14 protein-coding genes are annotated in these 22,073 nt (G+C 73.7%); 7 read left to right on the top strand and 7 right to left on the bottom strand.

The window, feature by feature from the left end:
- Genes ACZ4TR_RS43835 through ACZ4TR_RS43825 form a run of 3 tightly spaced genes read right to left on the bottom strand, consistent with a single transcriptional unit; the run spans position 1 to position 3,547 of the window.
- Positions 1–948: a phytoene/squalene synthase family protein gene (locus ACZ4TR_RS43835; RefSeq protein WP_465294338.1), complete on the bottom strand. Its 948-nt coding sequence runs from the start codon at positions 946–948 to the stop codon at positions 1–3.
- The gene (crtI, locus tag ACZ4TR_RS43830; RefSeq protein ID WP_465294336.1) at positions 945–2,459 is read right to left on the bottom strand and encodes a phytoene desaturase family protein; all 1,515 of its coding nucleotides are present in this window, start codon (positions 2,457–2,459) and stop codon (positions 945–947) included. The genes ACZ4TR_RS43835 and crtI overlap by 4 nt, the downstream gene beginning before the upstream one ends.
- Complete coding sequence (locus ACZ4TR_RS43825) at positions 2,456–3,547, bottom strand: polyprenyl synthetase family protein (RefSeq protein ID WP_465294334.1); 1,092 nt, start codon at positions 3,545–3,547, stop codon at positions 2,456–2,458. Before ACZ4TR_RS43825 ends, crtI begins: the two co-directional genes overlap by 4 nt.
- Positions 3,548–3,726: 179 nt before the next feature.
- Here ACZ4TR_RS43825 and ACZ4TR_RS43820 point away from each other — a divergent pair, with 179 nt between their 5' ends.
- A complete protein-coding gene (locus tag ACZ4TR_RS43820) occupies positions 3,727–4,743 on the top strand; it encodes a DUF5914 domain-containing protein (RefSeq protein WP_465294332.1) in 1,017 nt (338 codons plus the stop codon).
- A gap of 47 nt (positions 4,744–4,790) precedes the next feature.
- On the opposite strand, the gene ACZ4TR_RS43815 is transcribed toward ACZ4TR_RS43820, so the two are convergent.
- Together ACZ4TR_RS43815 and ACZ4TR_RS43810 are read right to left on the bottom strand one after the other, a co-directional pair.
- On the bottom strand, positions 4,791–5,135 hold the full coding sequence (locus ACZ4TR_RS43815) for an STAS domain-containing protein (protein ID WP_465294330.1): 345 nt from the start codon (positions 5,133–5,135) through the stop codon (positions 4,791–4,793).
- Between the two features lie 286 nt (positions 5,136–5,421).
- Positions 5,422–6,288, bottom strand: a complete 867-nt coding sequence (locus ACZ4TR_RS43810) for a manganese catalase (protein ID WP_465294328.1) — start codon at positions 6,286–6,288, stop codon at positions 5,422–5,424.
- 133 nt (positions 6,289–6,421) lie between these two features.
- Here ACZ4TR_RS43810 and ACZ4TR_RS43805 point away from each other — a divergent pair, with 133 nt between their 5' ends.
- Positions 6,422–7,462: an NAD-dependent epimerase/dehydratase family protein gene (locus ACZ4TR_RS43805; RefSeq protein ID WP_364523602.1), complete on the top strand. Its 1,041-nt coding sequence runs from the start codon at positions 6,422–6,424 to the stop codon at positions 7,460–7,462.
- 84 nt (positions 7,463–7,546) lie between these two features.
- Here the strand turns inward: ACZ4TR_RS43805 and ACZ4TR_RS43800 are convergent, their stop codons facing one another.
- Complete coding sequence (locus ACZ4TR_RS43800; protein ID WP_465294326.1) at positions 7,547–8,365, bottom strand: family 1 encapsulin nanocompartment shell protein; 819 nt, start codon at positions 8,363–8,365, stop codon at positions 7,547–7,549.
- Position 8,366: 1 nt separating this feature from the next.
- Entirely contained in the window at positions 8,367–8,918 is a 552-nt protein-coding gene (locus ACZ4TR_RS43795) for a hemerythrin domain-containing protein (RefSeq protein WP_364523521.1), read from the bottom strand.
- Between the two features lie 154 nt (positions 8,919–9,072).
- On the opposite strand from ACZ4TR_RS43795, the gene ACZ4TR_RS43790 reads away from it, so the two are divergent.
- The 5 genes from ACZ4TR_RS43790 to ACZ4TR_RS43770 all read left to right on the top strand — a co-directional run bounded on the left by ACZ4TR_RS43790 (position 9,073) and on the right by ACZ4TR_RS43770 (position 21,750).
- Entirely contained in the window at positions 9,073–9,825 is a 753-nt protein-coding gene (locus ACZ4TR_RS43790; protein WP_465294324.1) for a D-Ala-D-Ala carboxypeptidase family metallohydrolase, read from the top strand.
- 390 nt (positions 9,826–10,215) lie between these two features.
- Positions 10,216–11,925, top strand: coding sequence for a fatty acyl-AMP ligase (locus tag ACZ4TR_RS43785; protein ID WP_465294322.1), 1,710 nt, complete (start codon positions 10,216–10,218; stop codon positions 11,923–11,925).
- Positions 11,922–18,896: an SDR family NAD(P)-dependent oxidoreductase gene (locus tag ACZ4TR_RS43780; protein WP_465294320.1), complete on the top strand. Its 6,975-nt coding sequence runs from the start codon at positions 11,922–11,924 to the stop codon at positions 18,894–18,896. The genes ACZ4TR_RS43785 and ACZ4TR_RS43780 overlap by 4 nt, the downstream gene beginning before the upstream one ends.
- A 7-nt stretch (positions 18,897–18,903) precedes the next feature.
- Positions 18,904–20,493 carry an acyl-CoA carboxylase subunit beta gene (locus tag ACZ4TR_RS43775; protein WP_465294318.1) on the top strand — a complete coding sequence of 530 codons (1,590 nt, stop codon included), beginning with the start codon at positions 18,904–18,906 and terminating at the stop codon, positions 20,491–20,493.
- Positions 20,494–20,520: 27 nt separating this feature from the next.
- Entirely contained in the window at positions 20,521–21,750 is a 1,230-nt protein-coding gene (locus ACZ4TR_RS43770; protein WP_465294316.1) for a lipase family protein, read from the top strand.
- The last annotated feature ends 323 nt before the right edge of the window (positions 21,751–22,073 follow it).

Below are 22,073 nucleotides of genomic sequence, written 5' to 3'. Positions count from 1 at the left end.
TCAGGCCGCCGGCGCCGGGTGGCGGTGCCGCGCCCAGCTCGCGCGCACGAGGGCGTCGCCGGCGGCGAACAACCGGCGGTGCCGCGGCACGCGGGCGCGCCCGGCGAAGACGTTGTGCCCGGCGGCCTCGATGCGGTCGAGGATGCCGCCGTAGAGCGTGAACGCGGTCGCCACGCACGGCCGGGACACCGGGTGCAGCAGGCCGATGCCCGGCCGGGCCTGCTCGTAGATCCGGCGCGTCCGGGCGATCTGGTCGGCCAGCGCCCGCCGCACCGGCGGATCGACCTGCCGGGTGGCGGCACACCAGGCGAGCCGGTCGCGGTCGACGCCGGCCGCGGCGAGCTCGTCCGCGGGCAGGTACACCCGGCCACGCTCGAGGTCTTCGGCGACGTCACGCAGGAAGTTGGTCAGCTGGAACGCCTTTCCGAGCGCCGCGGCGTGGGGCGCCGCCTCCGATCGCGTGCCGACGGTGCCGAGCACGGGCAGCACCTGCAGCCCGATGACCTCCGCCGAGCCGTGCACGTACTCGTCGAGCGCGGCCCGCGTCGGATAGTCCGTGACGGTGAGGTCCATCCGCATCGAGGCGAAGAACGCGCGGAAGTGCCGCTCGGCGATGCCGTAGCGGGTCACGGTGTCGATCACGGCCGCGTGCACGGGGTCGGCACTGCGCCCGGCTTCGAGGTCGGCGAAGAACCGCCGCTCGGCGTCGCGCAGGGTCGCCTCGACGCGGCCGGGCGTCGCGCCGGGCCCGGGTTCGTCGACGACGTCGTCGAGGCGGCGGGCGAAGCCGTAGAGCGCGTGGACGGCCGGCCGCTGGGCGGGGGACAGCATCCGGGTGGCGAGGAAGTAGGTCCGCCCGTGCCGGGCGTTGACCTCGCGGCAGCGCCGGTAGGCGTGGCGGAGGCCGGGTTCGGTGATGCCGGCGGCGTCGAGCTCGCGGCGCGTCATCGGGTGGCCTCCGCGGCGAGGTCGAGGACGGTGGCCGGGGCCGGGCGGGTGCCGGTGATCCGGTCGGCGGCGAGCCGGCCGGACAGCAGCACGGTCGGCACGCCGACGCCCGGGACGGTCCCGCCGCCGGCGAGGACGGCGTTCTCCGTGCCCGGCGGCAGGTTCCGCGGCCGGAACGGGCCGGTCTGGGCGAACGAGTGCGCGTAGCTGAACGGTGTCCCCGCGACCATGCCGCGGCGTTGCCAGTCGGCCGGACCGAGGACGTACGACAGTTCGGGGGTGAACCCGGGCAGCAGCCGGGCGCGGACGTGGTCGAGGATCTCCGCGGCGTACGGGCCGGTGTCGCTGTCCCAGTCCCGGGGCGCACGCTGGAGGTTCGGCACCGGCGCCAGGATCGAGAACAGCTGCCGGCCGGCGGGCGCCAGCGCCGGGTCGGTCGCGGTCGGGCGGGTGATCAGCAGGGACGGGTCGCTCATCCGCCGTCCGTCGGTGATGAGCTCGCGGAACGTCGACGCCCAGCCGTGCCCGAAGGAGATCGTGTGGTGCCCGACCGGCCAGTTCCCGGCGCCACCCGCGTGCAGCACCAGCGCGGACGGCGCCGCGCGCAACGGCAGCGGCCGACGTGGGGCCCGGCCCAGCAGTTCGTAGCTCCGGTGCGGTTCGGTGGTGAGCACGACCGCGTCGCAGCCGATCCGGCCGCCGTCGTCGGTGCGGACCGCGGTGACCCGCGTCCCGCGGTGCTCCAGGCCCGTGACGGCCGTGTCGTACCGGAACTCCACCCCGGCTTCCGCCGCGGCCTTCGCCATCGCTCGCGGCACGGCGGCCATGCCGCCTTCGGGGAAGTAGACGCCGCCCACGGTGTCCATGTACGAGATCACCGCGTACAGCGCGAGGGCCCGCATCGGCGACTCGCCCGCGTAGAGCGCCTGGAAGGTGAAGACCCGCTTGAGCCGCTCGTCGCGCAGGAAGGAGCCGATCCGGGAGTCCAGCCGCCGGAAGCCGCCCAAGGCCACCAGCCGCGCCAGGTCGGGGGAGAGCAGCCCGAGCGGGGAGTCGAAGTTGCCGGCGACGAACCGGTCGAACTCCGTGCGGTACAACCGGGTCAGCCAGTTCCGCAGCTCGACGTACCCGGCCGCTTCCGCCGGGCCGGCGAACTCGCGGACGGCGTCGGTCATGCGGTCCGCGTCGGAGTGCACGGGCAGCACCGACCCGTCGGCGAACCGCGCCGTGTAGGCGGGGTCGAGCCGGGTGAGCCGCAGCTGCCCCGCGAGGTCGGCGCCCACGGCGGCGAAGGTGTCCGCGAGGATCGACGGCATCGTCAGGACCGTCGGCCCGGTGTCCAGGTGGTAGCCGTCGCGGGAGACGCGCCCGGCGCGCCCGCCGGGCCCGGGGTCGCGTTCCACCACCACGACCGACCGTCCCCGCCCGGCCAGGTGCAGGGCGGTGGACAGTCCGGCCAGCCCGGCGCCGACGACCACGACCCGGTCGGTGCGGCCGGGGACCCGCCTCATCGGACCCGCTCGGTGCACCGGGCCGCGAGGGCGGTGAGCGCGGTGGCCGGCCGCTCCGGCAGGCCGGCCAGGTCGATCGTCTCGAGAGCGCGGCGGACGCGGTCGTCGATGAGCTTCTCCAGCTGGTCACGGGCACCGGTGGCGGTGATCAGCGTCCGCCACCGCGCGACGGCGGCGTCGTCGACGACGTCGAGGGCGAGCAGCGCGTCCAGGTCCGCGCGTTGCCGGTCGCCGGCCAGTTCCGCGGCGAGCACGACGACGCTCGAGGCCTTGCGCTCGCGCAGGTCGTCTCCCGCGGGCTTGCCGGTGACTTCGGGATCGCCGAAGACGCCCAGCAGGTCGTCGCGGAACTGGAAGGCCTCACCGAGCAGCTCGCCGTAAGTGCCGAGCACGCCGATGACGTTGTCGCCGCAGCCGGCGAGGGCGGCGCCGAACTCGAGCGGGCGGCGGACGGTGTAGTTGCCGGACTTGCGGCGGACCACGTCGAGCACGTCGGCCCAGGACGGCAGCGTCCGGGCGTCGTTGAGCAGGTCGCCGAGCTGGCCGACGGCGAGCTCGGACCGCAAGGTGTCGTGCACCGGCCAGCCACGCGCGAGCACGTCCGCGCCCAGCCCGCTGTCGCGCAACATCTGCTCGGCCCAGACGAGGAACAGGTCACCGGCCAGGATCGCGGCCGACTCGCCGAACCGCGCGGCCGAACCCCCGAGCCCGGCGTCTTCGTGCCACCGCGAGAACCGCACGTGCACCGCGGGGCGCCCCCGGCGGTGCGCCGAACCGTCCATCACGTCGTCCTGGACCAGTGCGAAGCAGTGCAGCAGCTCCAGGCTCGCCGCGGCGCGCACCGCGGCGCCGTCCTCCGGCGCTCCGCAACGCCAGCCCGCGTAGGCGAACAGCGGCCGGAGGAACTTGCCGCCGGTCACGAATTCCGGGAGCACGGCGATCGCCGGGGTCTCGGCCGGACGGCCGGTGAAGTGTTCGTGCACCCGATCGGTGACGAAGCGGTGGACGTCGGCCTCGCAGCGCCGGCGCACGGCGTCCAGCCAGGCCGAGGGCGCCGCGGCACCACCGGCGTCGGGGATCACGCTCATCCAGGCTCCATTCACTCGCGAGACACAATCGATGCATGATCGAGTGTCGACGCGGGTCACCGTCCACACAGTCGTGCAGGCATTCCCCTTGTGTCGAGCGGATAAACCCGATGATCGGGTGAACCACGAAGACCGGGTGACGCGTTGCGGTACCGATGCGTATCGGTCACGATGACCCGGTGAACGTCTCCCAGCGCATCAGCCGGCGGTGGCCGGGCCGCTGGCCCGTCCAGCCGTTCCGCGAACCGCCGTGGGCGAGGCAGGAACCGACCTACCGCGACTGCTCGCCCGCGCTGATCGAAGCGGCGGGCAAGCGGGCGGCCGCGCGCCCTTCGGGCAACTGGTTCGTCCTGGGCGCCAGCCGTTCGGTGCGCGCCGACCGGCCCTTCGGCGTCACGATCGGCGGCCGCGAGCTCGTCGCCTGGCGCGGCCCGGACGGCGGCGTCCGGATCGGGCCGGGCGCCTGCCCGCACCTGGGTGCGCCGCTCGCCGACGCCCGGGTGGACCGCGGCGGGCTGGTCTGCCGGTGGCACGGCCTCCGGCTCGACGGCGACCGGTGCGGCGCCTGGGCGCCCGTCCCGGCGCACGACGACGGCGTGCTCGTGTGGGCGCGGCTGGACTCCGTCGGGCGCGAGCAGCCGGCCGGCCGGCCGGTGGTGCCCGACCGCCCGGCCGGCGCCGCCCGCATCGACGCCGTCGCCACGGTCACCGGGATCTGCGAGCCCGAGGACGTGGTGGCCAACCGCCTCGACCCGTGGCACGGCGCGTGGTTCCACCCGTACTCGTTCACCCGCCTGCGCGTCCTGGAGGCCCCGCGCGGCACCGACGTCCCGGACGAGGAAGACCGGTTCCTGGTCGAGGTCACCTTCCGCCTCGCCGGGCACTGGGGCGTCCCGGTCCTGGCGGAGTTCACCTGCCCGGAACCGCGCACGGTCGTGATGCGCATCCTGGAAGGCGAAGGCGTGGGCAGCGTGGTCGAAACCCACGCGACGCCCCTCGGCCCCGGCGCGGACGGCCGTCCGCGAACGGCGGTCATCGAGGCGACGATCGCCGCGTCGGAGCGCCCGGGTTTCACGGTGGCCGCGAAACTGGCTCCGGTGGTCCGGCCGCTGATGCGTCACACGGCGAAGCGGCTGTGGCGTGACGATCTCGCGTACGCCGAACGCCGGTACGCCTTGCGGGCGGAGCGTCCCTGAGCCGGTTCGCGTGCGCGGCGGCCGCGCATGCGAACGAGCCGGCCCGGTCAGGAGGACAGGCACCGAGTCCGGTCTCGCACCGCCTCGGCCCGGTCGCCGTGGATCGGGACTCGCACGTCGTCGGCGAACAGGCGGAGGACTCGCAGCACCGGGCGGGTGCCGGCGATCACCGCGATGCGCCGGTGCTCGCGCTCCGCACGGGCCACGGCGCCGGCTAGGACGCCCAAGCCGGCCGCGGCGAGGAACGTGACGCCGCCGAGGTCCAGGACCGTGTACTCGGGCAGGTCCTGCTCCAGGGCGCGTCCGAGGATCGGCGCTCCGGACAGGTCCAGCTCGCCTTCGACGGTGACGACGAGCGAGTGCCCGTCGAGGACGTGCCGGCGAACCCGCAAGGGTGCGCCGACCTCGGACCAGGTCGCGGCTGCGGCGTGGGGGTCGGGCGATTGCTCTGGTATCACGAGAGCCTCCGAGGGAAGCGGAGGACGCGCGAGGGGCGGGGCGAGACCTGCGCCGGCCGGTACCCGCCGCCGCGTCGATCCGGGCGGAGTGGGTGCACGCAGAGCTGGCGTTTCAACCTCACGCTACGTCCACCATAACCCCCTCGGCCGGTCGCGCAAGACCGCCGCCGCCCCCGGGGCGGTCGAGGGTGGGCCGGCGGCGATCGCCGGCCCACCGCCGTCAGGTGAGCTTGTTCTTGACCGCCTTGGCCTTTCCCTTCACGACGCCGACCGCGTCCTGGGTCGGCGAGTACGTGCCGTAGAGAGCGGGATCGGGCTTCGGCGCGGTGCCGGGGCCGCCGAGCGGTTCCGGGTCCATCAGGTATTCGATACCTGCGCCAGTGGTCCAGCTGGTGCCCTTGGCGCCGTCGGGGCCGTCGGAGAGGTGCCAGATGGTGTGGTTGTGGGTCTGGTCTTCTTCGTCGAGCAGGGCGTTGGGGGCGATGTCGTCTTCGAGCCCGTCGGCCTTCAGCTCTTCGATCGCGGCGAGCCATTGCTTCTGGTGGACGGTGTCGCGGGCGAGGTTGAACTTGAGCATGGCTTTGACGCCGGGGTCGTCGGTCATGTTGTAGAGGCGGGCGGTCTGCAGGCGGCCTTGGGCTTCGGCGGCGGCGTTGGCGCGGAAGTCGGCGAGCAGGTTGCCGGAGGCGACGATGTACTTGCCGTTCCAGGGGTAGCCGTTGGAGTCGGCGGGCAGGGCGCCGCCGCCGGCGACGATGGCTTGCTGGGGGTCCATGCCGCCGATGACGGCGGCCATGACGGGGTCTTTGACGGCTTCGGCGGTCATGGTGGCGGGGGCGCCTTCGAGGAGGCGGGCGACCATGGTGGCGAGCATTTCGACGTGGCCGATTTCTTCGGTGGCGGTGTCCATGATGAGGTCTTTGTACTTGCCTTCGATGCGGCAGTTCCAGCCTTGGAACAGGTACTGCATCGTCACGGTCATCTCGCCGTAGGCGCCGCCGATGAGTTCTTGGAGCTTGTGGGCGTAGACGGGGTCGGGCTTCTCGGGCTTGGCTTCGAACTGCAGGAGCTTGGTGTGACGGAACACGCGCTTCCCTTTCTCCGACTGGCTGGGAAGTCCGGGTGTGCCCGCCGACGCCCGCGTTAACCGGAATCAGCCCCAGAGGGGGAATCCGGTTGGGCCGCGACCGCCCGGGTACCCGCGCCGCATGAGCGACGGAATGCGCATCGTGGTCACCGGGGCCACGGGCAACCTCGGCACCGCGACCCTCGACGCGCTGGCCCGCGAGCCGCGCGTCGGCTCCCTGGTCGGGCTCGCCCGGCGGGCGCCGGCGCCCGGGCGGGGCGAGACGGAGTTCGTCCGCGCCGACGTGGAACACGACGACCTGGCCCGGCTGTTCCGCGGCGCCGACGTCGTCGTGCACCTGGCGTGGCTGTTCCAGCCGACCCACCGCCCGGAACGGACGTGGCGGGCCAACGTCCTGGGATCGCTGCGCGTCTTCGACGCCGTGGCGGAAGCGGGGGTACCGAAGCTGGTGTGCGCGTCCTCGGTGGGGGCCTACTCGCCGCGGGAAGACGACGTCCCGGTCGGCGAGGACTGGCCCACCCACGGCTGGCCCGGCGCCGCCTACACCCGGGAAAAGGCTTACGTGGAGCGGTGTCTCGACGTCTTCGAACGCCGAAACCCCGCGATCGACGTGGTCCGCGTGCGGCCCGGGTTCGTGTTCCAGCGCGCGGCGGCGTCGGAGCAACGGCGGTTGTTCGCCGGCCCGTTCGTGCCGGGCAGCCTGGTCCGGCCGGGGCTCGTCCCGGTCCTGCCCGACCTGCCGGGCCTGCGGATGCAGGTCGTGCACGCGGCCGACGTCGGCGACGCGCTCGCGCGGTGCGTGCTGCGGCCGGTGTCGGGCGCGTTCAACATCGCCACCGGCCCGGTCGTGGACACCCGGTTCGTCGCCGGCCTGCTCGGCGCCCGCCCGGTGCCCGTGCCCCGCGCGCTGGTGCGCGCGGCGCTCGGGGGAGCGTGGCGGCTGCACCTGGTCCCGGCGACGCCCGGCCTGTTCGACGCCGTGCTGCGGCTGCCCGTGATGGACACCTCCCGCGCGGCCGCGGAACTGGACTGGGCACCGCGGCACGACGCGGCCGACGCGCTGCGCGCGTTCTTCAGCGGGCTCCGCTCCGGCGCCGGAGGCGGTACCGAGCCCTTGGCCGCCGACCACCTGCGGCTGCGAGAGGTCGCCACCGGGGTGGGGGAGCGGCCCTGACCCGCGAGAGGGTGTTGCTCCTCAGACGGCGATGCGGCCGGGACGACGCTCGGTGCGCCGTCCCGGCCGCGAACCGGCGGCCGGTCAGGTGGTCAGGGTGATCGCGGCGTCGGGTTCGACGACTCGGAAGCTGAAGCTCTCTTCGAGGTAGAGCGACACGGTGTCGGCGTCGTGGTGGCTGTAGCCCACCGCGAGGTCCTGGCCCAGCTCGAGCGAGAAGTCGCCGCCGTCGAGGCTCACGACGAGGGCGCCGTCCAGGCCCGGGGCGCGCACCACCTTGCCGCCGCCCAGGATGCGGCGGAGGTGGTCGAACAGCAGGTGGCCGCCGTGCTCGGTGCTCTCCACGATCCGCGTGTACCCCGCCGGAGCGATCGCCAGCCCGTACGGGCCCTTGATGCCGGCCTGGCGGAGCGTGTCCACCGCGCGGGCGACGACGCCGGGATACGCCTCGGGATCCTCGCCGAGCGACGGGGTGTCGTACGGGCAGGTCTCGGTGATGCCGGTGATGCCCGCCGCCGCCCAGCCGTGGAAGACGGCGCGGTTTTCGATCATCGCGATCTGCTTCGCCGCGCGGTCGAGGTCGTCGAACTCGAGGTCGTCGGCGCCGCGCTCGGCGTCGTCCAGCTCCGCGCGGGACACCGTGAACGGCACCCGCACCTCGGTGAGCGGCAGGACCCGCCGCTGCCGGACCACCGCGCCCTCGCCCGCTTCGGCCAGGGAAGCCGAGGCGAGAGTGGTGGTCCGGCCGAGGTCCGTGGCGGAGTGCTGCCAGCCGTGCGGGCCGGCGACGTCGACGAGCCGGCGGGCCGCCAGGTGGGTCTGCAGCCGCTCCCGGGCCTCGGCGTCGACTTCCTTCCAGCCCGCCTCGGTGATCGGGGCGAGGCCGCGCATCAGGTGGTTCATGTCAGTCCTGTTCCTTGAGGCCGCCGATGCCGAGCGAGCCGTCGGCGGGGTGGTCGCCGAGCCGTTCGTCGACGTACTGCTGCGGGTCGATGTCGCTGACGTCGAGGTCGCGGGCGCCTTCGTGCTGCCGCTTGAACTCGACGAACCGGCGGCCGAGCTCCTCGCGCAGGCCGGGATCGGCGTGGCGCCGGAAGTCGGCGAGGCCTTCGTCCTCCTCCTCGGCCATGTGCTCGCTGTTGGCGAACCGGGCCTTGTTCACCGCCGCGTGCCAGGCGGTGCTGCCGACGGGGTGCAGGGCGGCTTCGTGGACACCGTCGCGGATGTCGTTGTGGTCGCCGACGGCGTCGAGCGTCTCCTCCTCGGCGTCGTCGCCGCGACGCAGCAGCTGGGGGTAGAAAATTTCCTCCTCGGCGCGGGCGTGCACGTCGAGCAGGTCGGCCAGGGGCTGCCAGACCTCCGCCAGGTCGGCGGGGTCGGTGAGGTCGTCGAGCCGGGCGAACTGGCGCCGGAACCAGTCGTGGTCGTCGAGGATGAGGCTGGTGATGTCGGCCATGCCGCACTCCTACCCTCAACCGGAGCCCGGGAAACGCGGACCCTGTGGTGCGAACGCCCCACAGTGCGGTGCCCGGAACCGCACTACCGTGCCGGACAGTGAATCGCCGACGATCCACGGGTATCACCTTCCCTGCTCGAAAGGTGTTCCGGTCATGCGCATCCGTCTCGTCCTGCCCCTGCTCGCCCTGCTGGCCGGGTTCTGCTCGGTGGGTGCCGCTCCGGTGGCCGCCGATCCCGGTCCCGTGACGGCCATGGCCGTCACCGACGCCTGTTACACCTGGGGACGCACGCTGGCGCAAGGCGCGTCCGGTGACGACGTCCGGCAGCTGCAGATCCGGGTCGCCGGCTACCCGGGTTACGGCGGCGTCCTGGCCATCGACGGCCAGTTCGGCGCAGGGACCAAGGCCGCGGTCACCCGGTTCCAGCAGGCCTACGGCCTCGGCGCGGACGGCATCGCCGGACCCGCGACCTTCGGCAAGATCTACCAGCTGCAGGACGACGACTGCACGCCGGTCAACTTCGGCTACGCCGAACTGAACCGGTGCAACTCGGACTGGTCGGGCGGCAACGTCTCCGCCGCGACCGCGAAGGCCAACGCGCTGGTGTCGATGTGGAAGCTGCAGGCGATGCGGCACGCCATGGGGGATCGCCCGATCGTGGTGAACGGCGGTTTCCGCAGCGTCGCCTGCAACAACGCGGTCGGCGGGGCAGCGGCCAGCCGTCACCTCTACGGCGACGCGGTCGACCTCGGGGCCGGGGCGCAGGGCTTCTGCGGACTGGCGCTGCAGGCCCGCAACCACGGCTTCAGCGAGATCCTCGGACCGGGCTACCCGGGCCACAGCGACCACACGCACGTGGCGCACCGGTCGAGCCGCTTCTGGTCGGCGTCGTCCTGCGGAATCTGAGTGACTCCCTGAAACGCCGGCGCCCCACCTCTCGTGGTGGGGCGCCGGCGTTGTTCTGTCGCGCCGAGAACAATCGGACCCGAGAAAGTTGTCACCGCGGTTACAGTGGCAGCCCCGGTTGCGGGTCGGTGCTTCCCGAGCCCGGTGGAGCGTGGGCGCTGACCGTCTTCCGTGCCCTGCCGGTGAAACTCCGTCCTCCGGTGACAACCGCGACCGCCGGTTCTCTGTTGCCCGATGAGTGTCGCGATCGGGAAAACGGTCTTCGGCGATCCGCGCGATTGACACTCTTCGTCCGCGCGAAATAACCTTCCGCCGAAGGTGATGATCAGCGCATTCGGCGCACTTCGCCTCGCAATTCCCGCGTTCCTGCGACGTCATTGGCGAGGGGTTATGGAAACCATTTCCGAGGCGGCTTTCGCGGTACCCGCGGCCGGTGACCCGGCCGGTGGCCCGGTCGAGGGCGACTCGTTCGCCACCCTGCTCGGCCGGTGGGCCCGGCGCCTCGGCGACGAGGTCGCCCTGACCTTCCTGGACCACCGCGGCAGCGCCGACGGCCGCGCGGTGAGCCTGACCTGGCGCGCCCTTGACGACCGGGTCAGCGCCGTCGCCGCGCACCTGCAGGGCGTCGCCCGGCCCGGGGCGCGAGCCGCCGTGCTGGTGCCGCAGTCCGCCGACTACGTCGTCGCCTTCCTCGGGGCCGTCCGGGCCGGGCTGGTCGCCGTGCCGCTGTTCGCGCCGAACCTGCCCGGGCACGCGGGCCGCCTCGCCGCGACGCTCACCGACTGCGCCCCTCAGCTCGTGCTCACCACCGCCGAGCTGACCGGCGAGGTCGCCGGCTTCCTCGGCACGCTCGAGAGCGAAGCCACCGTCGTGGCCGTCGACGCGCTGCCGCCGGCCGCCGCGGGCGAGCACGAATGGTACCGGCCCGCGCCGGACGAACTGGCCTACCTGCAGTACACGTCCGGCTCCACGCGCTCGCCGGCCGGGGTCATGCTGACCCACCACAACGTGCTCTCCAACGCCCGGCAGTGCTGCACCGCGTACGGCGCCGAGACCGGTACGACCTCGACCGTCAGCTGGCTGCCGCTCTTCCACGACATGGGACTGATCCTCGGCATCGGCGCGCCGATGTTCGGCGGCCTCGCTTCGGTGCTGATGGACCCGCTCGCGTTCCTCGAGCGGCCCGGCCGGTGGCTGCGAGCGCTCTCGGCCGGCGCCGGCGCGATCAGCGCGGCCCCCAACTTCGCTTACGCCTACAGCGCTTCCCGCGTGACCGAGGACGAGAAGAGCTACCTCGAGCTGAGCCGGGTCGTCTCGCTGATCAACGGCAGCGAGCCGGTCCTGCCCGCCACCCTCGCGAAGTTCCAGGACGCGTTCGGCGAGTGCGGCCTGCGGCCGGAGGTCCACCGGGCCTCCTACGGGCTGGCCGAGGCGACCGTCCTGGTCTCCGTGACCGACGCGGGCTCGCCGCCGCGTCAGGTCACCTTCGACCGGGACAAGCTGGCGGGAGGGTTCGCGGTCCCCGCCGGTGCCGGCACCACGCTCGTCTCCTGCGGGCGCCCGGTGGACCAGCGGATCCGCCTCGCCGACCCGGCGACCGGCGCGCCGGTCGCGGACGGCGAAGTGGGCGAGATCCGGGTGAGCGGGCCGAACGTCGGCCAGGGCTACTGGGGTCGTCCCGAAGCTCCGGCGTTCGGAGACGACTGGCTGGCCACCGGGGACCTCGGCGTCCGGTTCGAGGGCGAGCTGTACCTGACCGGACGGCTGAAGGACCTCGTGATCGTCGACGGCCGCAACCACTACCCGCAGGACATCGAGCAGACCGTGGAAGCCTGCCCCGCCGTGCGCCCGCACTCCGCCGCGGCCTTCGCGATCCCGCACGAGGAGGGCGAGGTGGCGGTCGTCGTGCTGGAGCGGGCCAAGAACACCGATGCCGGCGTCGCCGTCGGGGCGTTGCGCGCGGCGGTGTCCGCCGAGCACGGCCTGCGGCTGCACGACATCGTCGTGCTGGCACCCGGCGAGGTGCCCCGCACCTCCAGCGGCAAGATCAGCCGGGCCCGGTGCCGGGAGTCCTATCTGGACGGACGGTGGCGGCGATGACGACCCCGGGCGCCATCCGGGCGTGGCTCGTCGAGCGGGTCGCCGAGGTCACCGGAATCCCCGCCGGGCAGGTCGACCCCGACCGGTCGTTGCAGGAGACCGGACTGTCCTCCCGGGACGCGATGAGCCTGGCCGGGGACCTCGGCCGGCTCGTCGGACGTCCCCTGGCGGCGACCTTCGTGTGGCAGCACCCCAGCATCACGGCGCTCGTCGCGGCGCTGTCCACAGTAGACGGCGCGCGGGCTGCCCCGGTCCCGATGGCCGCGGGCGAGCCGATCGCGATCGTGGGTGTCGGCTGCCGGCTGCCCGGCGGCGTCGAGTCGCCCGCGCAGTTCTGGCGGTTCCTCGACGCCGGCGCCGACGGGATCGGCGAGGTCCCCGAGGGCCGCTGGGAATCCTTCGCCCCGCCCGACGCTCTCGTCGGGCTGCCCCGCCGCGGCGGGTTCCTGGGTGACGTCGCCGGGTTCGACGCCGGGTTCTTCGGCATCACCCCGCGCGAAGCCGAGGCGATGGACCCGCAGCAGCGGATGCTCCTGGAGGTGACCTGGGCGGCCCTGGAGCACGCGGGCCTCCCGCCCGGCTCGCTGCGCGGCTCCCGAACCGGCGTGTTCGTCGGGCTGTCGGCCGGCGAGTACGGCTACCTCACGATGACCGACCTCGCCGGCATCGACGCCTGGTCCGGCACCGGTGCCGCGGCGAGCATCGCGGCGAACCGGCTGTCGTACCTGCTCGACCTGCGCGGACCCAGCCTCACCCTCGACACGGCGTGTTCGTCGTCGCTGGTCGCCGTGCACCAGGCCGTGCAGAGCCTGCGGCGCGGCGAGAGCGACACCGCGCTGGCGGCGGGTGTGAACCTGCTGCTGTCCCCGGGCGTCACCGCGAACTTCCACCGGGCCGGTGTGCTGGCGGCCGACGGGCACTGCAAGCCGTTCGACGCCGGCGCCGACGGCATCGTCCGGGGCGAAGGGTGCGGCGTGGTCGTGCTCAAGCCGCTCAAGGCCGCGCGGGCCGCCGGCGACCGCGTGCTGGCGGTGATCCGCGGCAGCGCCGTGAACTCCGACGGCCGCTCCAACGGCCTGATGGCCCCCAACCCGGACGCGCAGGCGGCGCTGCTGCGCGATACCTACGCCGTCGCCGATGTCGATCCGTCCTCAGTGGACTACGTGGAGGCGCACGGCACCGGCACCTTGCTCGGCGACCCGATCGAAGCCGAAGCGCTGGGGGCCGTCCTCGGTGCCGGGCGCGAACCCGGGCGTCCGCTGCTCGTCGGCTCGGTCAAGAGCAACCTGGGGCACCTCGAAGGCGCCGCCGGGATCGCCGGGCTGATCAAGGTGGTCCTTTCCTTGGTGCACCGGCGGTTGCCGCCGAGCCTGCACTACCGCACCGCCAACCCGCACATCGACTTCGCCCGTCTCGGCCTGCGGGTGACCGCGGCCGGCACGGACTGGCCCCGCTACCCGGGTACGGCCCGCGCCGGCGTCTCCGCCTTCGGTTTCGGCGGGACCAACGCCCACGTCGTGCTGGAGGAGTGGCCCGCCGCGTCGTTCCCGCCTCGCGCCACGGCCGACAGCCCGCGGATCTTCGCGCTCTCGGCGCGTTCGGCCGAGGTGCTGCACGCCCGCGCGGGGGAGCTGGCGGACTGGCTGGACTCGCCGGCCGGGCGCGCGACGCCGCTGAGCGCCGTCGCGGCGACCCTGGCGACGCGGCGCGAGCACCTGCCCGTCCGCGCCGCGGTGGTCGCCGAGGAGCGCGGCGAGCTGGTCAAGGCCTTGCGCGACGTCGTCGCCGGCGAGGTCCAGGGGCGGACCGACGTCGTGTTCGTGTTCTCCGGCTACGGCTCCCAGTGGCCGGAGATGGGCCGCCGGCTGCTGGCGGCCGAGCCCGCGTTCGCCGCCGGGATCGACGCACTCGACCCGGCCTTCCGCGCCCAGGCGGGTTTCTCCCTGCGCGAAGTCCTTGCGGGTGAACAGGATCTGCCCGACCTCGGGGCCACGCAGCTGGCGTTGTTCGGGATGCAGATCGCCCTGGCCGGGCTGTGGCGCGCCCACGGTGTCGTCCCCGCCGCGGTGCTGGGGCACTCGATGGGCGAGGTCGCCGCGGCCGTCGTCGCGGGTGCGCTCGACGTCACCGACGGGCTGCGCGTGATGGCGACCCGCGCGCGGCTGCTCGCCGAGGTCGACGCGGGCGGCACCGGCGCGATGGCCGTGGTCGAGCTGTCCCCGGCGGAGCTGGCCGACCTCGAAAGCGACTACCCCGGCATCACCGTCGCGGTGTACGCGTCGCCGACCCAGTGCACGGTCAGCGGCGACGCCGCCGAGGTCGACGCGCTCGTCTCGCACGTCGAGCTGCTGGGCAGGCTCGCCCGCCGGCTGCCCGTCCGCGGCGCCGGTCACTCGCCCGCCGTCGACGCCGTGCTCGGCCGGTTCCACGCCGAGCTGGCCGGCCTCAGGCCCGGTCAGGCCGGAATCCGGTGCTACAGCAGCGTTCTCGACGACCCGCGCGAGACTCCCGCCTTCGACGTCGGCTACTGGGCGGCGAACCTGCGCCGTCCGGTGCGGTTCACCCAGGCCCTGGCCGCCGCGGCGGAAGACGGCCACACGGTCTGCGTCGAGATTTCGCCGCACCCCATCGCGCTGGCCGCGATCGAGCAGACCACCGGCGGCGCGGCGATCGGCCTGGCCAGCGGCAGCCGCAAGCTCGACGAGCGGGCCGCGTTCCTGACCAGCCTCGCCCGGCTGCACGTCCTCGGCCGGCCCGGCGTCCTGAACCACGGCCCGCGCACGGCGCCGGTCGAGCTGCCCGGCCCGGTCTGGCGGCACGAGCGCTTCTGGCCGCAGCGCCCGGCGCACCGGCCGGACACCGGCGCGCACCCGCTGCTCGGCGTCCACATCGAACAACCCGGCGGGCAGATGCACCTGTGGCGGGCCGACGTCGGCACCGCCGGGTTGCCGTGGCTCGCCGACCACGCCGCGATGGGTGTCCCGCTGTTCCCGGCGACCGGGTTCCTCGAACTCGCGCTCGCGGCGGCGGGCGGGGGCCGCATCGGCGATCTCGAACTGCACCAGGTGCTCCCGCTGGACGCGCACACCGAGGTGACGACGAGCCTCACGGGCACGGAAGTGAGTGTGCACGCGAAGTCCGCGTCCGGCGGCTGGGTCCGGTACGCCACCGCGCGGGTCCTCGACGGTTCGCCGCCCCTGACGCCGTTCGGTGCCGTTTCCGGTGACAGGGTCGACCTCTACCGGGCTTTCGAGGACCTGGGCCAGGACTACGGCCCGGCCTTCCGCGGCCTGCGCCGGGTCGTGGCCGCGCCGGGCCGGGCGTCGGCGTCGATCGCGCGGCCCGCGGAAGCCCGGGACCACCCGGCCTACCGGCTGCACCCCGCGCTCGCCGATGCCTGCCTGCACGCGCTGGCCGCCGCGACCGGCGAGCAGCTCGGCGAGGCCGGTGGCCTCTACCTGCCGCTGACGATCGGGGAGGTCGTGCTGGCCGGCGACCCCCGCCGCGGCGTCCGGGTCGACGCCGTCCTCGATTCGGTCGACGAATCGGGCGACGGCCTGCTCGGCAGCGTCCAGCTCGCCGACGCCGACGGCGCGGTGCTGGTCCAGTTCCGCGACGTCTACTGCCGGCGCCTCCGGCGTTCGGCGCTGCCGAGCCTGGTCTTCGAGGCGACCTGGCAGGAGACCGAGCTGCCGCCGGTGCCCGCGGACGCGACACCCAGCTGGGTCGTCCTCCTCCACGCCGAGCAGGAGGGCAAGCCGTGGCTGGCCACGCTGCGCGACGGCGTCACCCAGGCCGGGGGCGAGCTGTGCACCGCGCGGTTCGGCGACGGTCTCGCGAAGCTGCTTCGCACCCGCGAGGTGACCGGCGTGCTGGCGATGGCCGGCCGCGCGGACGAGCTGAGCACCCCGGATCCGGCGCGAGCCGGTGACCTGGTCCTGACGCTGTCGGGCGTGGTCGCCGAGCTGGCCGACATGCCGGAGCCGCCGAGGTTGTGGCTGGTCAGCGCGGGGGCGGCGGCGGTCGAGCCGGGCGAAACCGGCCACCCCGAACTCGCGGCGTTGCGGGGGTTGGTGCGCGTGCTGGCGTTCGAACACCCGGAGCTGCGGGTGAGCCACCTCGACTTCGACGCCGAACCCGACCCCGCGCGGTTGTGGGTGGCGGAGCTGCAGGACGAGGTCCGGGCGGACGGCCCGGACGACGAGATCGCCTGGCGCGAAGGCATGCGCCACACCCGCCGCCTGACCCGCCCGCAGCTCGCCGAGCCGCCGCGGGACTCGGGTGGTCGTGGTGGCGACTGTTTGTCGGTTGCCGAGGCGCTGCGGGACTCGGGTGGTCGTGGTGGCGACCGTTTGTCGGTTGCCGAGCCGTCGCGGGATTCGGGTGGTCGTGGTGGCGACTGTTTGTCGGTTGCCGAGGCGCTGCGGGACTCGGGTGGTCGTGGTGGCGACCGTTTGTCGGTTGCCGAGCCGTCGCGGGATTCGGGTGGTCGTGGTGGCGACTGTTTGTCGGTTGCCGAGCCGCCGCGAGACCTGGGTGGTCGTGGTGGCGACCGTTCGTCGGTTGCTGAGGTGTCGCGGGCCCCGGGCGGCCCCAGCGGCGACCGTTTGTCGGTTGCCGAGCCGCCGCGGGCCCCGGGCGGCCATGGTGGCGACCGTTCGTCGGTTGCTGAGGTGTCGCGGGCCCCGGGCGGCCCCAGCGGCGACCGTTCGTCCGTCGCCGAGCCACGGCGAGACCTGGGTGGTCGTGGTGGCGACCGTTCGTCGGTGGTCGAGGTGTCGCGGCGTTCGACCGGCCGTGCCGGCGCGCCCGGCGTGCCCGGCGTGCCCGTCGTGCGCGATGGCGCCTACCTCATCACCGGTGGCCTCGGCGGCCTCGGCCTGGTCGCGGCGAAGTGGCTCGCCGAGCGTGGCGCCACCCGGCTGATCCTCTCCGGGCGTCGCGGCCCCACCCGCGACACCGAAGACTTCCTACGAGACCTCAATGCCGACGTCCGCGTCATCACCGGCGACATCGCCGAACCCGGCACCGCCGAACGGCTCGTGGCGGCCGCCGGCGACCTCCCGTTGCGCGGTGTGCTGCACGCGGCCGGCGCCCTGGCCGACGGTGCCGCCATCGCCCTCACTGCCGAAGCCGTCGACACCGTCTGGCGGCCCAAGGCCCTCGGTGCGTGGCGGCTGCACGAAGCCACCCTGGGGCACGACCTCGACTGGTGGCTCGTGTACTCCTCGGCCGCCGCGCTGTTCGGCTCCCCCGGCCAGGCCGCCTACGCCACCGCGAACGCCTGGGCCGACGGTCTTGTCGCCTGGCGCCGGGGGCTCGGCCTGCCCGCCGCGACGATCAACTGGGGCGCCTGGGGCGAAGCCGGTGCCGCCACCGGCAGCCGGAACCCGGTGCTCGACCCGCTCGGCACCGGGGAAGCCCTGGACGCGCTCGAAGCCGTGCTCGCCGACGGCCGCGAAGCGACCGGCGTCGCCCGGGTCGACACCGAGACCGTGCTGGCGCTGTTCCCGCGGCTGGCCGAACGCCCGTTCTTCGAGTTGTTCGTGTCGGTCGAAGCACCCGGCACCACCGAACCGTCCACTTGGGACGGTATGGCCGCACTGCGGGACGGCGAACCGGAGCTGGCGCGGAAAGCGATGACCGGCCACCTCGCGGGCGTCGTCGCCGGGCTGATGGGCTTCGCCGCCGGTGACGTCGACCGGCACGCGCCGCTGACCAGCCTCGGGCTGGACTCGCTGATGGCGATGCGGGCCCGCGGTGCGGTGGAACGCGACTTCGGGCTGCCGCTGCCGGTGCCCCTGCTGCTGCGCGGTGCGAGTCTCACGGAGATCGCCGGGCACCTGGCCGAACAGGCCGGTTTCGGCGCGGGCACCCCGGCCGAACCGCCCCACGTCGTGCTCGGCCCGCGGGACCCGGCCGAGCGCTGGGTCGCCCGGCACTGGCAAACCGTGCTCGGCGGCCCGGAACCGGGGGTCTACGACGACTTCTTCGCCGTCGGCGGCGACGCGGGCCACGCGCACAGGCTGCGAGACGCGTTCACCGAGCACCTCGACGAGGTGCCGGCGGCAGCCCTGCTCTTCGCCACACCCACGATCGCCGCGCAGGCCGACCTGCTGCGCGCGCGGATCGAAGGGCTCGGCGGGGGCCCGGTGCGGCTGCTGCGTGACGGCGTCGCCGCGGACCCCCTGTTCCTGTTCCACCCGGCGGGCGGCCCGACGAGCGTCTACCAGGAGCTCGTCCGGCTGCTGCCCGAAGGACAGCCGGTGTACGGACTGGAGCGGATCGACGAAGAGGACACCGTCGAGGGCAAGGCGGCGTGCTACCTCGAGCTGATCCGGGAGATCCAGCCGCAGGGGCCGTACCTGCTGGGCGGCTGGTCCTTCGGCGGCTGCCTCGCCTACGAAACGGCTCAGCGGCTGACCGCCGCGGGGGAGCGCGTCGGCGTCGTGGTCATGATCGACACGATCCTGCCAGCTCCCGCACCGGAAAAGCCGGTGCGGGAGCTGCTCCTCGAGCGGTTCGAACGGTTCGCCGAGCATGTCGGGCAGACCTACGGCGTCCCGCTGGACATCCCGCGCGCCGAACTCGAACAGCTCGAAGAGGACGACCAGATCAAGTTCGTGCTGGGCCGGCTGGCCGCCCGGGTCCCCGGCCTGGGCCAAGGGGTCCTGCATCACCAGTACACGTCCTATGTGGACGCCCGCGTCGCCGAACGCTACGCCCCCGGGCGCTACGCCGGGAAGGTGCTGCTGCTGCGCGCCCAGGACCCGCACCCGCTGACGACCACGCTCGACCCGCGGTACCTGCGCACCGACGACACCCTCGGGTGGGACGCGCACTGCGCCGACCTGGAGATCGTCCGCGTACCCGGCGACCACCTCTCGATGATCGACCCGCCGCACGTGTCGGTGATCGCGGCCGCGCTCGCGGCCCGGCTCGAGACCGGACAGCACGCAGGAAAGGGGTGAGGCGACGATGTCGCTCGAAGACGCCTCCTTCGCGCCGACGACGTCGTTCCGGATCGCCGACCTGGCCTCGCGCCAGGACGAGGTCGTCCGGATCGCCGAGAAGCGCGCGATCGACCGGCAGCACGCCAAGGGCAAGCTGACCGCCCGCGAGCGGATCGACCTGCTGGCCGACCCGGGCTCGTTCGTCGAGCTCGACCAGTTCGCCCGGCACCGCTGCACCGAGTTCGGGATGGCCGCCAACCGCCCCTGGGGCGACGGCGTCGTCACCGGACACGCCACTGTGGACGGACGCCGGATCTGCCTGTTCTCCCAGGACTTCAGCGTCTTCGGCGGCAGCATGGGCGAGGTCTTCGGCGAGAAGGTCCTCAAGGTGATGGACCTGGCGATGACGCTCGGCTGCCCGGTCGTCGGCATCAACGACTCCGGCGGCGCGCGGATCCAGGAAGGCGTCGTCTCGCTCGCCTACTACGCGGAACTGGGGCGGCGCAACGCCCACGCGTCCGGCGTGATCCCGCAGATCTCGATGATCATGGGCCCGTGTGCGGGCGGCGCGGTCTATTCACCCGCCATCACCGACTTCACCGTGATGGTCGACGAGACCTCGCACATGTTCGTCACCGGCCCGGACGTCGTGCACGCCGTGACCGGCGAACGCGTCACCGCGCAGCAGCTCGGCGGCGCGGCGGCCAACAGCGAGGTCGCCGGCAACGCCCACCACCGGGCCGCCGGCGAGCACGACGCGATCGAGTGGGTCCAGACCCTGCTGGGCTACCTGCCCTCGAACAACCTCGACCCCGGGCCGGAGTACGCCGACGACACCGATCCCGGGCTCACCGCGGCCGACCTGGAGCTCGACCGGCTGGTGCCGGACTCGCTGAACCAGGCCTACGACATGACCGAGGTGATCGCCCGGCTGGTCGACGACGGCGAGTTCACCGAGATCCACAGTGCCTTCGCGCCCAACATGATCTGCGCGTTCGCCCGGATCCAGGGCCGCTCGGTCGGCGTCGTCGCCAACCAGCCCCGCCACCAGGCCGGCGTGATCGACATCGACGCGTCCGAAAAGGCCGCGCGCTTCGTCCGGTTCTGCGACGCGTTCGGCATCCCGCTGCTCACCCTCGCCGACGTCCCCGGGTACCTGCCCGGGGCGGACCAGGAACGCGGCGGGATCATCCGCCGCGGCGCCAAGCTGATCTACGCCTACGCGGAAGCCACCGTGCCGAAGGTGACCGTCGTGACGCGCAAGGCCTACGGCGGCGGCTACGCCGTGATGGGGTCCAAGCACCTCGGCGCCGACGTCAACCTGGCCTGGCCGACCGCGGAGATCGCGGTGATGGGTGCCGAAGGCGCGGTGGAGGTCCTGCACCGGCGTGAACTGGCCGCGCTGCCCCCGGCGGAGCGGGCCGTCGCCCGGCGCCGCCTCACCGAGGAGTACCGCGAGCGCCACGCGAGTCCTTATCCGGCCGCCGAACGCGGCTACGTCGACCAGGTCGTCGCGCCGTCGCAGACCCGCCTGCAGGTGGCCCGCGCGCTGCGGGCGCTGCGGACCAAGCGGCAGACCCTGCCGGCCAGGAAGCACGGGAACATCCCGCTGTAGGAGCCCCGCCCGAAGTTCCCTTCCCCGATGGAGGTTCCGGTGAAACGCAAAGTGTTGCTCGCCCTGCTGAGCCTGTCGCTGCTGGCGGTGGGCGTCGCGGTCGCCGGGCCCCCGGCGACCGCAGCCCCGGCCGCCGCTCCCGCCGCCGTGGGCCTGCCCGGGCCGTTCGACGACTCGTTCTACAAGGCCCCGTCCCCGCTGCCGGCCGGGCGGCCCGGTGACGTCCTCCGCTGGCGGCCGTCGGTGCCGCTGCTGAACGCCGCCAACGCCGACGCCTGGCAGGTCATGTACCTCTCGACCGACGCGCAGGGCCGCCCGGACGCGGTGACCGGCACCATCCTGGTCCCGAAGGGCGTCGACCCGGCGAAGGCGCCGATCGTCGGCTACGCCGTCGGCACGCAGGGCCCGGCGTTCAAGTGCACGCCGTCCAAGGCGATCGAACGCGGGACGCTGTACGACCAGCCCGCGATCAACGACTCGCTCTCCAGCGGGTACGCCGTCGCGGTCACCGACTACGAGGGCTACTCCCCGGCGACCGTGCCCACCTACATCACCGGGCAGTCGATGGGCCCGGCCGTGATCGACTCGGTCCGGGCGGCGCAGCGGTTCTCCCCGGCCAGGCTGTCGGCCGACGCCAAGGTGATCTTCCAGGGGTACTCCCAGGGTGGCGGCGGCGCGATGTGGGCGGGGGAGAAGCAGCCGTCCTACGCGCCGGAGCTCACCCTGGTCGGCGTCGCGGCCGGCGGGGTCCCGGCCGACCTGACCGAGGTCGCCAAGGGCCTCGACGGCTACGTCGGCTTCGGCTTCCTCGCCTTCGCCGCGCTCGGGCTGGACGCGGCCTACCCGGACCTGAAGCTGGACTCCTACCTCAACGCCACCGGCCGGCAGCAGCTGGACGACGCCAAGCGGAACGCCTGCGTCGTCGAACTGCTGGCGAACTATCCGTTCAAGAAGATCAGCGACTACACGACGTCGAACCCGCTGGACACCCCGCAGTGGAAGGCGCGGCTGGCCGAGAACAAGCTCGGCGCGCACCCGCCGCGCGTGCCGGTGTTCCAGTACCACGCGAGCACCGACGAGATCGTCAACACCCCGCAGGCCGACGCGCTGCACCGGGCCTACTGCGCGGCCGGGGTCCGCGAGCAGTGGAACACCTACGTCTCCGACCACCTGTCCGGCATCTTCGCCGGCAACGGGGACGCCCACCAGTGGATCGTGAAGCGGTTCAACGGCGACCAGGCGCCGTCCAACTGCTGACCGGACGTCCCGCGGCGGAGCAACCGCGCGTGACCGGCGACGGGCAACAGCCTGCAGCGCCGTGAGGACCTCGGGCTGACTGGCCGAGCCGTCGCCGACCGACCGATCCGGACGACTGATTTCGCTCGCCACCGAAAAGGACGGTCCCTGAAGGCCGGCCCGGCGGGCACAGGAGCGGGGCCGGGGGGGGGGGGGGGGGGGGGGGGGGGGGGAGGGGGGAAGGGGGGGGGGGGGGGGGGAGGGGGGGGGGGGAGGGGGGCTGCAGTGGGTTGGCGGGCACTAGGGGGGTTTTTGGGGGTTTGTTTGTTTTTCAGCAGGGCGTT

It is taken from the genome of Amycolatopsis sp. NPDC028719 (assembly GCF_055565395.1).
This window is presented reverse-complemented; position numbering and strand designations above follow the sequence as displayed.

What these genes read in the sequence shown, in the direction of transcription:
- ACZ4TR_RS43835 (WP_465294338.1), bottom strand. Translation starts at nt 948, where the DNA reads ATGACGCGCCGCGAGCTCGACGCCGCCGGCATCACCGAACCCGGCCTC.
- crtI (WP_465294336.1), bottom strand. Translation starts at nt 2,459, where the DNA reads ATGAGGCGGGTCCCCGGCCGCACCGACCGGGTCGTGGTCGTCGGCGCC.
- ACZ4TR_RS43825 (WP_465294334.1), bottom strand. Translation starts at nt 3,547, where the DNA reads ATGAGCGTGATCCCCGACGCCGGTGGTGCCGCGGCGCCCTCGGCCTGG.
- ACZ4TR_RS43805 (WP_364523602.1), top strand. Translation starts at nt 6,422, where the DNA reads ATGCGCATCGTGGTCACCGGGGCCACGGGCAACCTCGGCACCGCGACC.
- ACZ4TR_RS43800 (WP_465294326.1), bottom strand. Translation starts at nt 8,365, where the DNA reads ATGAACCACCTGATGCGCGGCCTCGCCCCGATCACCGAGGCGGGCTGG.
- ACZ4TR_RS43795 (WP_364523521.1), bottom strand. Translation starts at nt 8,918, where the DNA reads ATGGCCGACATCACCAGCCTCATCCTCGACGACCACGACTGGTTCCGG.
- ACZ4TR_RS43790 (WP_465294324.1), top strand. Translation starts at nt 9,073, where the DNA reads ATGCGCATCCGTCTCGTCCTGCCCCTGCTCGCCCTGCTGGCCGGGTTC.
- ACZ4TR_RS43785 (WP_465294322.1), top strand. Translation starts at nt 10,216, where the DNA reads ATGGAAACCATTTCCGAGGCGGCTTTCGCGGTACCCGCGGCCGGTGAC.
- ACZ4TR_RS43780 (WP_465294320.1), top strand. Translation starts at nt 11,922, where the DNA reads ATGACGACCCCGGGCGCCATCCGGGCGTGGCTCGTCGAGCGGGTCGCC.
- ACZ4TR_RS43775 (WP_465294318.1), top strand. Translation starts at nt 18,904, where the DNA reads ATGTCGCTCGAAGACGCCTCCTTCGCGCCGACGACGTCGTTCCGGATC.
- ACZ4TR_RS43770 (WP_465294316.1), top strand. Translation starts at nt 20,521, where the DNA reads ATGGAGGTTCCGGTGAAACGCAAAGTGTTGCTCGCCCTGCTGAGCCTG.